This window comes from Paenibacillus mesotrionivorans (assembly GCF_046098205.1).
GTDB classification, from domain to species: Bacteria; Bacillota; Bacilli; order Paenibacillales; family NBRC-103111; genus Paenibacillus_AR; species Paenibacillus_AR mesotrionivorans.
In genome coordinates this window covers 285,347-294,911 of the sequence record NZ_JBJURJ010000007.1, presented here as the reverse complement: position 1 = coordinate 294,911, position 9,565 = coordinate 285,347, and the positions used below count along the sequence as shown (strand labels likewise).

General features: G+C 55.5%; 9 protein-coding genes. 3 read left to right on the top strand and 6 right to left on the bottom strand.

The genetic code is table 11. The features are described 5' to 3' along the window. Nucleotides 1–293: 293 nt before the first annotated feature. The 3 genes from ACI1P1_RS12975 to ACI1P1_RS12965 all read right to left on the bottom strand — a co-directional run bounded on the left by ACI1P1_RS12975 (nucleotide 294) and on the right by ACI1P1_RS12965 (nucleotide 2,939). Nucleotides 294–1,220, bottom strand: a complete 927-nt coding sequence (locus ACI1P1_RS12975) for an ADP-ribosylglycohydrolase family protein (RefSeq protein WP_416216810.1) — start codon at nucleotides 1,218–1,220, stop codon at nucleotides 294–296. 107 nt (nucleotides 1,221–1,327) lie between these two features. Further along, complete coding sequence (locus ACI1P1_RS12970) at nucleotides 1,328–2,107, bottom strand: NUDIX hydrolase (RefSeq protein WP_416216856.1); 780 nt, start codon at nucleotides 2,105–2,107, stop codon at nucleotides 1,328–1,330. A gap of 166 nt (nucleotides 2,108–2,273) precedes the next feature. Then, nucleotides 2,274–2,939, bottom strand: a complete 666-nt coding sequence (locus ACI1P1_RS12965; RefSeq protein ID WP_416216809.1) for a hypothetical protein — start codon at nucleotides 2,937–2,939, stop codon at nucleotides 2,274–2,276. Nucleotides 2,940–3,096: 157 nt separating this feature from the next. Here ACI1P1_RS12965 and ACI1P1_RS12960 point away from each other — a divergent pair, with 157 nt between their 5' ends. Both ACI1P1_RS12960 and ACI1P1_RS12955 read left to right on the top strand, forming a co-directional pair. Continuing rightward, nucleotides 3,097–3,843, top strand: a complete 747-nt coding sequence (locus ACI1P1_RS12960; protein ID WP_416216808.1) for a response regulator transcription factor — start codon at nucleotides 3,097–3,099, stop codon at nucleotides 3,841–3,843. Further along, nucleotides 3,821–5,314, top strand: coding sequence for a sensor histidine kinase (locus ACI1P1_RS12955; protein WP_416216807.1), 1,494 nt, complete (start codon nucleotides 3,821–3,823; stop codon nucleotides 5,312–5,314). The genes ACI1P1_RS12960 and ACI1P1_RS12955 overlap by 23 nt, the downstream gene beginning before the upstream one ends. Nucleotides 5,315–5,409: 95 nt before the next feature. Here the strand turns inward: ACI1P1_RS12955 and ACI1P1_RS12950 are convergent, their stop codons facing one another. Together ACI1P1_RS12950 and ACI1P1_RS12945 are read right to left on the bottom strand one after the other, a co-directional pair. After that, the gene (locus tag ACI1P1_RS12950) at nucleotides 5,410–5,568 is read right to left on the bottom strand and encodes a hypothetical protein (protein ID WP_416216806.1); all 159 of its coding nucleotides are present in this window, start codon (nucleotides 5,566–5,568) and stop codon (nucleotides 5,410–5,412) included. Between the two features lie 76 nt (nucleotides 5,569–5,644). Next, nucleotides 5,645–6,520, bottom strand: coding sequence for a helix-turn-helix domain-containing protein (locus ACI1P1_RS12945; protein ID WP_416216805.1), 876 nt, complete (start codon nucleotides 6,518–6,520; stop codon nucleotides 5,645–5,647). Between the two features lie 321 nt (nucleotides 6,521–6,841). Between ACI1P1_RS12945 and ACI1P1_RS12940 the strand changes: the two genes are divergently transcribed. Then, the gene (locus tag ACI1P1_RS12940) at nucleotides 6,842–7,918 is read left to right on the top strand and encodes a Gfo/Idh/MocA family protein (protein WP_416216804.1); all 1,077 of its coding nucleotides are present in this window, start codon (nucleotides 6,842–6,844) and stop codon (nucleotides 7,916–7,918) included. 133 nt (nucleotides 7,919–8,051) lie between these two features. Here ACI1P1_RS12940 and ACI1P1_RS12935 read toward each other — a convergent pair whose 3' ends face one another. After that, nucleotides 8,052–9,557: a copper amine oxidase N-terminal domain-containing protein gene (locus tag ACI1P1_RS12935; RefSeq protein ID WP_416216803.1), complete on the bottom strand. Its 1,506-nt coding sequence runs from the start codon at nucleotides 9,555–9,557 to the stop codon at nucleotides 8,052–8,054. Nucleotides 9,558–9,565: the final 8 nt, after the last annotated feature.

Sequence of the window (9,565 nt, the reverse complement as noted above, 5' to 3'; positions counted from 1 at the left end):
GCGTTATTCCTCCCAAAAGCGCCCGCTTCAAATTCTAACGGACTGGAGCGCTGCTATTTGCTTGCCCCGTGCCCCATTCTCCCGTTTTCCACCCAAATAGCGTCCTCTGTGTCCGTTAGTCCCAGTAAACCAGCTGTTTTCGCGGAATAAGATCCCCTGTGTCCGTTAGACGACGGGATGTAATAGAGGCAGTGGTTGGGCTGTCGGGGGGCCGGGATGCATTGGAGACAGCCGAGAAATGGTTTGCGCATCAGCACGCCACTCCCCATCTGGCCGCTGCTGTAGCATTTGAATCACACTCCTGCTCCTTCCACTCCCGCTCCGCCCTGCCGCAGCAGGTACAGGGCTTCCGCGGCGGCGGACAGCCGACCCTTGATCAGGATGGCCTCACGGTACTCTCCGGGAATGGCCGCATACCCGTAATAGAGGCCGGCCAGCCCTCCGGCAATGGCGCCGATGGTGTCCGAATCGCCGCCTAGATTGGCGGCCCGCTGGATGGTTTTCGCGAAGGAGGCCGAGTCCAGCAGCAGATACAGCACCCAGCGGAAGGTGTCGACCACAAACCCGCTGGGCGAGCACAAAGGCTCCGTGCCCAAACCAACGGCATAGTCCGTCCCGGCCACAACCTGCCGGACAACCTCCTTCAGCTCCTCTCCCTGCAAAAGGCGCCAAGCCATCCGGTTGTACAGAATACACGCTTCGTCGCAGCGTTCATCGTAGTGGGTCATCCGCGACTGGAGGCGGGAAACCTGTTCCACCTGCTCCAAGGAGGCATACGCCAATGCAGCAGGCAAACACCGCATCAGGGAGCCGTTGCCCGCGCTTTGCCCCAAGTCCAGATGCGCTACAAAAGCCGCCTCATACCAGTTGCCCTCATACCGCTCCAGCACCTGCCGGATGATGTTGCCCACATCCTTGGGCCCGCCCGCATACCACTCCCGGAACAGGCGGCCGATGGTTCCCATAGGCTCCGCCGGATTCTCCAGAATCCCCTCCGCCACACAGAGGGTCATCATGGTGTCATCCGTCACCTCACCCGGTGCCAGTCCCCACACGCCCCCGCCGATGATCTCCGTCAGAAAGCCGTAAGTTGCCTTCACCTGGGCAACACTCATAAACTCCGTCGTCCCGCCCAGCGCATCCCCGGCGGCCACACCGAACAGCCCGCCCTTTATTTTGTCCAGCAGGCTTCCGCTTTGGTTCAGCAGCAGCTCACTCATATGTTCCGCCTCCTTTTTGTGCAATGTGCCCCAACTCAGGAGCTGCGAGGAAATAAGTATCCGCTTTTGTTGCCAAAATCTCCGTGGTTTCGGGAGTTTTGTTAATCTTAGCTATAGATGGACAGCTGCGGCGTCAAATTCGTAAACCGGTACAGCTTCGCCGCCCGTTGGGAATAACGGCTGGAATAACGGAGACGCCCCTCCTCATCGGTTGCCTCCTCCAGAATCCCCTGGCGGCTTTTGGTGGAGGTAATTTTGCGGATAAAATTAGGCTCCTCGAACTCCGGCACCACCGCCTGGATCACCTGGTACAGCTCACTTAAGGTAAACTCCTCGGGCAGGAACTCCCGGGCGATGGTGGTGGTCAGCATCTTCTCCTTCACCTTGCCGAGCGCATCCTCCAGGATCTCCCTGTGGTCAAAAGCCAGCTCCATCGCCAATGCCTCCCGGACGGTCATCAGCCGAACATCCTCCGCATCGGAAGCCGCCTGCCGGTTAGCCAGGGCCTCCTCCTGCACCAGCGCAAAAAACGCATGGGAAATCATCCAGCCCCGCGGATCCCTGCCCGGTTTGCTGTATACATTGAAATACTCCATGTGGACATCCGCGACGCCGGTTTCCTCCTGAAGCTCCCGGAGGGCGCATTCATACATGCTTTCCTTCTCCATGCAAAAGCCCCCCGGCAAGGCCCATTGCCCTTCATGAGGCCATTTCTTGCGGCGGATCATCAGCACCTGAAGCTCCTGCACGGGCAGCGCTTTTTTGGCCGTATCCTTTTCCCGGGAGGAGATGGTGAAAATCACAATATCCGCCGGAGCTCCGTCAGGGGTCCGGTAGCTGGCCGAGGTGTAATTGCCGGCATGTTCATCCACGTTCTCGTCTTCCATTCCTTCACGGTTTAGAGGTTCCATGTTCATTCCATCCTTTTAATATCATAATATTGATATATTCATTATGACATTTTTAATTTAGATGTCAACCCCTTCCATTCAACAAAAAAACCGCCCCCTGCCCGTAAGAGCAAAGAGCGGCAATGAAGAACCTGCCCGAACATTATTTTTCTGCCAAAAACGCTTGGTACGCTGTCAACAAATCATGAAGTGCGGTGCGGATTTCACCATTTTCCCCGGCTTCCAGTGCTTGGGCCACAGCAGTCTGTGCCTTCACAATCCCTTCGTCCAGGGGAAACACCTTCAACACAGGGGAAACGGCGGCAGAATCCACACCCTCCAATTGCTCATCCTCCACCACCACAGCCCGCCGGATATCCACGGACAAGGGCTTCGGGGCAGCTTCATCCGGAACGGCCTCCGTTTCCCCATCAACTCTTAATGCCGGCATGGCCCGGACCGCAATCTCCACCGGGAGCGTTGTTACATCCTCTCCTCCCTCCGTGGGTGACGTCAGGTGTACGCTGTACGTCTGGGCTTTGCCTTTTTCCTTGTATTGCTCCAATGTGCGAGTCCATTCCTCCACTGTTTCCGGGGCATAGGTTTTGGCCAGCTCCAGAGGATCGGGAATCGAGGCAAGAGCAAATGACGTCACATTTGTCCCGTCATAAGCGGCTACCGCACGGGTCACTTGAACGTTCCCGGCAGACACACCTCCGCTATCCTTCACTCCATCGGTAGATCCGGCACCGCCTCCTCCTGCCGGAGCGACAGCGGATAACAGCGTGAGGGACAGCAAACTTTTGGCCAAAATAATAGGTAATGACATGGTTGAACATCTCCTTCGTCTGGTTTGTCTAACATCCCCAGTCTACCGAGGGACCATGGCAGGAGATTGGTGAATTTGTGGAAAAACAATGGCAGGCCGTCCGCCAACCCTGCGGCTTGTTATAATGGAACCAACCTTACGAACGGGAGCTGTGACGATGAACCGTCCTTTTTATATTGCTGTTGTAGATGACGATACCCATATCCGGGAGCTGGTGGAGGCGTGCCTGAAGAAGGAGCAATACCGGACAGCCGGACTGGCTTCGGCGGAGGAGGCTCTCGAGCTGTGGCGGAGGGACCCGCCGGACCTGTGGGTGCTGGACATCATGCTGCCGGGTATGGACGGCTACGCCTTTTGCCAATTGATCCGCCGGGAGGCCGAGGTGCCGATCATCATGATTTCCGCCCGGGACCACGAGGTGGACAAGGTGCTGGGACTGGAGCTGGGCAGCGACGATTACCTGACCAAACCCTTCAGCCTCCGGGAGCTTACCGCAAGGATCAAGCGGCTCCTCCACCGCTGGTACCGAACGCAAGAGAACAGCCCGGGTTTACAGTCCGCTGGGGGGCCGCCCGCCGCTTCACAGCGTTTGGTCTGGGGAGCTCTGCATGTGCTGCCGGAGGAACGCAGAATCTTTTGGAACCAGCAGGAAGTGGAGCTAACGATGAAGGAATTCGAGCTGCTGCATGTGCTGGCGCTGCATCCCAACCGGGCGTTTACCCGGGAGGAGCTGCTGACGCTGGTGTGGGGCGACGATTATTTCGGCAGTGACCGTGCCGTAGACCATCTGATCAAACGGGTGCGCAAAAAAATGCCGGAGCTGCCCATCGAGGCCATTTGGGGTCATGGGTACAGATTCCGCATCGGGGAGGCTGAGCAGCTTGAAGCTGGTCTATCAGATTAATCTTGCCTTTGCCATATCGCTGATTCTGGTGCTGTCGGTAACCGGAGCCGTCATTCATTTTGTGCTGATGGATCATTTTATCGGGGCGCAAAAGGAGGATCTCAAAACCATGGGCGCCGCCATGACCGCCAAGCTGGGGGTGGCTGCCGTATCTGGAGTTCAGAATGAGGCTTCCGAAACCTTACCCGCTCCTATGCAAAACCAAGGCGATTCTGCAGGCCCCACCCTTGCCCCTGCAGACGAGGACGGGAGCCTCCGCATATCCGTCTCCTCCTTCGAGGTATCCGGGAATGTCAGTCCTACTGGCGTTCCCATGAGCATCAGCATCCCTTATTCCGAGGTCAGAGCTATTCTGACCGACAAGGAGGGCAATGTGGTTACCGCCAACCTATGGGAGGAATCTGCTGCGCCGTTGACTCCTGCAGTGGGTATTTCCCCTTCCACCTTAATCCCCCCCTCTGTGAATTTGGAAAAGATCTGGAACGGCACCGATACGGCCTATGTTTCCCGGGTGGAGGCTCTTCCCGCCGGGACCCTGACCCTGCTGACACCGGTGAGCCGGATTAAGGCCATTGAGCAGGAGCTGCTGCGCAGATTTCTGATCATTTTCGCAGCCGGGGGAGTGGTCATGGCGGCGCTCAGCCTCCTTTTTACAAGAAAGCTGATCCGCCCTCTGATGCTGCTGAAGGAGGAGCTGGAGAAGGTGAAGGAAAGGCGGTTCGCCCAGGTGCGGCTGGTCCGCGGCGGCGGGGAGATCGGAGCTGTAGCCAAAGCCGTATACGAAATGGCCGGGGAGCTGAACCGGTTTATCCGGGTGCAAAAGGAATTTTTCCAGAACGCCTCCCATGAGCTGAAAACCCCTCTGATGTCTATTTCCGGCTATGCGGAGGGAATCCGGGACGGGCTTTTTGAAGGAAAACAAGTGGAACGGGGATTGGACATCATTGTCAGTGAATGCGGCCGGGTGAAAAAGCTGGTGATGGAGATGACGCTGCTGGCCAAGCTGGACAGTGCGGAGGAGCTGTTCCGGGTAGTGCCGGTTCCGCTGGCGGAACTAATCGAGGAGGCTGTGGAGCGGATCAATCCCATGCTGGATTCCAAGGGATTGTCTGTGCGGGTAATGCTGCCCGAAGAAGGTCCTCCCGTCATCCGGGCCGACCGGGACAAGCTCTTGCAGGCGCTGCTGAATGTGTCTGCCAATGCCGTGCGTTATGCGAGGACGGGTATTGTGATCAGGGTAAACGTTGCAGAGGATGAGGTGCGGCTGTCGGTGACCGATGACGGCTGCGGGTTCCCGGAGGAGCTCTTGCCTATGCTGTTCCACCGTTTCGTGAAGGGCAAGGATGGGGATTCCGGGCTGGGGCTTGCCATCTCCCGGGCGATTGTGGAGGGCTGCGGGGGAATGATTGAGGCCGGCAATTGCCCCGAAGGAGGCGCGGTTATCTCGATGACGCTGCCTGCCGCCGCGTAAATGCAAAAAGCGGAGCCGCTGTGTGCCGGATTGCACACCGCTGCCCCGCTGATTCACCGGATGCATATGCTCTATGCTTCTTTTGCAAACACAGCCTAGAACATAGGGAACACATACCGGACCAGGAAATACAACACACCGAAGAAAATAATCAGATACGCCGCATACTTGATAAAGGTCGACATGACTTCGCTGTTGTCCGTCTTTTTTTCAATGCGCGTTTCCTTGATCTCGCGGTCATTCACGGGCTCCATGGCCATCCGCCTCCTCATGTTGGGATAGGCGTTTTTACCCGCTGTGGTGAAGGGTCAAACAATCCCGCAGAGCGGCCTATTGCTTGATCCATTTTTTGCGGTATTGGTAGGGAGTGGTCCCCATATGGGCTTTGAAAAGCCTGCAGAAATAAGAGCCGTTCATCAGCCCGATCTCCTCCGCGATCAAAGAAACCGGCTTGTGGGTGGTGGTCAGCAGGTGGACCGCCTGATGAATCCGGCGGGTGGCGATATAATCCGAGATGGTGATGCCGGTTGCAGCCTTAAACAAATGGGCGATATGGTAGGGTGACAAATGCAAGGCCTGGGCCATTTCCTCCAGGCTGTACGGAGCAGTAAAATTGGCCTCAATCCAGCTTAGAACATGCTCCACCTGATGGTTTTTCCTGCGGCTGTCCATATCCGTATCCAGCAGCTCCTGCTTGTCCCATAATTGCTTCAGCTTGCGGAAGAAGATGACCAGAAACAAGGAGGTTTCCTCATTCCGGTCCTTCCCGGGAAGAGACGGCAGCCTCTCCTGCATATCGATGAACAGCTGCTCCAAATCATCCCCGCCGTCCACCCCGTACAGGCAGGGAAAAGGAAGCTTACCCAAGTGGATAAACTGGAAGAAGCTGTGTAAGGCCGGCCATTTTTGAAAATAACTGTCGAACCGGGTTGGCTCGAAGGTGACCACGGACCGCTCAAAGGATTGGTTATCTGAATAATCCAGGCTCAGATGGTGAAGCTGGTAGGGCTGGAACATACACAGCATACCCGGCTTGATGGGGTAGCTGTTGTTATTAACGATCATGGTGCCTTTGCCCTGGTGGATCCACAGAAACTCCATGCCCAGATGGGAATGGAAGGTTTCCTTATGCTCGTAATTCACACTCTTGCGCTTATAGGCAAACTGCAAGGGCTCCCCGCTGAAGTGGCCCACCATATATGACATGGGTTTATCCTCCCGTGGTTCATCGTGAGTGTTTGTGGAGCAAACGTCACTTCGTAAGCATCTACCGCCGCAGCGGGCTATCTCTACTATATCACAGTGAGAGTTAATAACCGCAATCTGGTGTTATTTTTTCAACTATGGGGAATCACAATTATTGTCCGGCTTGGGCTATTCTTTTATAAGGGGCAACGTCTCCGAAAACATAAGTTCGAAGTTTCCGTTAGGTATGTAAAAAAGCGCTTCCATCCCAAACCAGTGTTGAAGCTGGCTTAGTATTGGAAGCGGCTGCAATATAATGAGCCATGAGGAGGAAACCACATCATGCAAAAGAGTGACGGAATGAATTACGCGCCTAAGGGAAAACCCAATCCGGTGGTTAAAGCGGGAGAATTTGTAATCGCGGCGGTTGCATTAGACCATGGGCATATCTATGGAATGGTAAACGGCCTGCTGGAAGCGGGTGCCACCCTGAAGTGGGTGTATGACCGTGACCCGGCCAAGGCAGCAGCCTTCGCCAAGACCTATTCGCAGGTACGTATTGCCTCCACTGAGGAGGAGGTTTTGGCCGATCCGGAGGTGCACCTGATCGCAGGCGCCGCCATCACCTCTGAACGCGGACCTCTTGGCTTGCGGGCGATGGATGCGGGCAAGGACTATTTTACGGACAAGGCTCCCTTCACCACGCTGGAGCAGCTGGAAGCGGCTCGCGCCAAGGTAAAGGAAACCGGCCGGAAATATATGGTGTACTACAGCGAACGGCTTCACGTGGAATCGGCGGTTTATGCCGGACAGCTCATCGAGCAGGGCGCTATCGGACGTGTGGTTCAGGTGACCGGCTTTGGCCCGCACCGGTTGAATGCCCCCTCCCGGCCGGACTGGTTCTTCAAGAAGGAGCAATACGGCGGCATCCTCTGCGATATCGGAAGCCATCAGGTAGAGCAGTTCCTGTTCTATGCCGGCTGCAAAAGCGCCCAGGTCCTGCACAGCAAGGTGGCCAATTATAACGCACCGGATTACCCCGAGCTGGAGGACTTCGGCGACGCGACTCTCCTGGGGGATAACGGCGCAACCCAATATTTCCGGGTGGACTGGCTGACCCCTAATGGCCTTGGCACCTGGGGTGATGGCCGGACTCTGATCCTGGGCACCGAGGGTTACATCGAGCTCCGCAAATATATCGACATCGCCCGGGACAAATCCAGCAACCACGTGTATCTGGTCAATGGCGAGGGCGAGTACCACTTCCATGTGGACGGTCAAGTGGGGTATCCCTTCTTCGGCGAGCTGATCCTCGACTGCCTGAACCGCACCGAAAAAGCCATGACGCAAGAGCATGCCTTTATGGCCGCGGAGCTGTGCCTGAAGGCGCAAGCCCAAGCGGTACGCATCGAGGGGTAGGCTGGCGCCGCAGGGTGTGAAGCGGCAGAGCGTAAAGCGGCAGCGCGTAATGCGTAAAATATGTAGGAAGCCGCATGACTGTTGGGTCATGCGGCTTTTTGTTCTGGGCAGGTTGGCTTTCGGATATGCTCTACTACTCCATTTTCAAAAACAGTATTGCATTGTTCACCACAACTACACACTCGGACGCGGATAAAGGAATGACCTCCGCACTTGAAATCGTTTTGTTGTCTACCTGCAAAATAAAGCGCAGATTCCCCTCCTGATCCAGACTATGCAGGCTTCCGCCGGTAGTAGAAATGTACATATTACCCGCCTTGTCGCTGGTCAAGGTAGAGTTAAACAGGGAATAGCCCATATTCAGTTCCTGCTCAGGCAAGGTATACGTCCATTGTACAGCTCCTGTATTAGGATCAGCCCTGCTGACGGTATTTTCTCCCTCCTTGGATTCGTAACCCCGCCCCCCGTTTGAATAAGACTGTCCAACCGGGACAGGCTTTCCATCCCTCACCCGGAATGCGGAGCCTGAAGTTAGAATGGTGCCATCCTCCATAATGCTGGAACGCATCAGGCCTTTTTTGGCAAACTGCAATTCTCCCGCGCTATTCAAAACCACAAAGTTCTGGGCATACGTCAGGTAAAAATTATTCTGGCTATCCACCGCTCCTCCCCACAGCCTGTCCTTTGCGGAAACCGTTCTACCGGAGGGATCAGTCCATTCCTTACGCCCCCATAGCCGTCGGCCATCGGGAGCATATGCAGCCAAACCCTCTTTATCTACAAGAATCAGGTTGTTTTCCCGGTCAAGGAGTGCATAGACAAAGGAATAATCCTTATTGTTTGGGAACGGGAAAGACGAATTTGAATCTTCAGGTAGTGGAATATCTGTCCAGCTGTAGGTTTTGTCTCCGTTTTTAATGGAGATCTTAAAGCCATTGCTGGTCCGAATAGTTGTAGCCATTTCCAGCCGGTCCGTATCCAGAGGCTTGCGACCCAGCAGTTTGCCCTCACGGCTCAAGGTCAATACTTCTTTATGACTGGGAAAATACAGGTTTCCGTCTTCACCTGCGTATCCGGAGAAATGATTGTGCGGACTCTCGTCCTGCCAATACCAAAGCAATCGGGCATTCCCTTGATGGGCCAAATGCGTAGGCTTTTTCCGGTCATTCAACGCCCCTAGCTCCTCTGTATGCTCCAAGGTCCGGTCAGCCGAAACCACATGCACTGTCGAAGCTGCTCCGTCCCAGCTTACCTCTGCGCCGAAAGCCTCTGCTACAAACCTTGCCGGGACATACGTTTTTTCCCCAATCAGCACGGGAGCCTGCTCCAAGGACATATCCCCTCCATTGCGCTTGGCCTGGAATGAGCCTACCTTCAGCTCTACAGAATCGACTCCTCTGGCTCCGGTGATCAAACCGGTATCGGGATCGTAATTCACCGTTGCCCCCATCTCCTCAAAGATCAGCCGAAGTGGAACCAATATGGTCCCTTCCTGATTTACCGGAGCAGGCTCAACCGTTAGCTCTCTTCCGTTCAAGGTTAGCTTAAGCCCTACCTCAGCAGATGCTCCCTCGCTCATTGCCAGCAGAATGCATCCAGCCAGTAATACTGTTCTTCCAGTTTGTCTCCACCTCTTCACAATCCATC

What these genes read in the sequence shown, in the direction of transcription:
- ACI1P1_RS12970 (WP_416216856.1), bottom strand. Translation starts at nt 2,107, where the DNA reads ATGGAAGACGAGAACGTGGATGAACATGCCGGCAATTACACCTCGGCC.
- ACI1P1_RS12940 (WP_416216804.1), top strand. Translation starts at nt 6,842, where the DNA reads ATGCAAAAGAGTGACGGAATGAATTACGCGCCTAAGGGAAAACCCAAT.
- ACI1P1_RS12945 (WP_416216805.1), bottom strand. Translation starts at nt 6,520, where the DNA reads ATGTCATATATGGTGGGCCACTTCAGCGGGGAGCCCTTGCAGTTTGCC.
- ACI1P1_RS12950 (WP_416216806.1), bottom strand. Translation starts at nt 5,568, where the DNA reads ATGGAGCCCGTGAATGACCGCGAGATCAAGGAAACGCGCATTGAAAAA.
- ACI1P1_RS12975 (WP_416216810.1), bottom strand. Translation starts at nt 1,220, where the DNA reads ATGAGTGAGCTGCTGCTGAACCAAAGCGGAAGCCTGCTGGACAAAATA.
- ACI1P1_RS12960 (WP_416216808.1), top strand. Translation starts at nt 3,097, where the DNA reads ATGAACCGTCCTTTTTATATTGCTGTTGTAGATGACGATACCCATATC.
- ACI1P1_RS12965 (WP_416216809.1), bottom strand. Translation starts at nt 2,939, where the DNA reads ATGTCATTACCTATTATTTTGGCCAAAAGTTTGCTGTCCCTCACGCTG.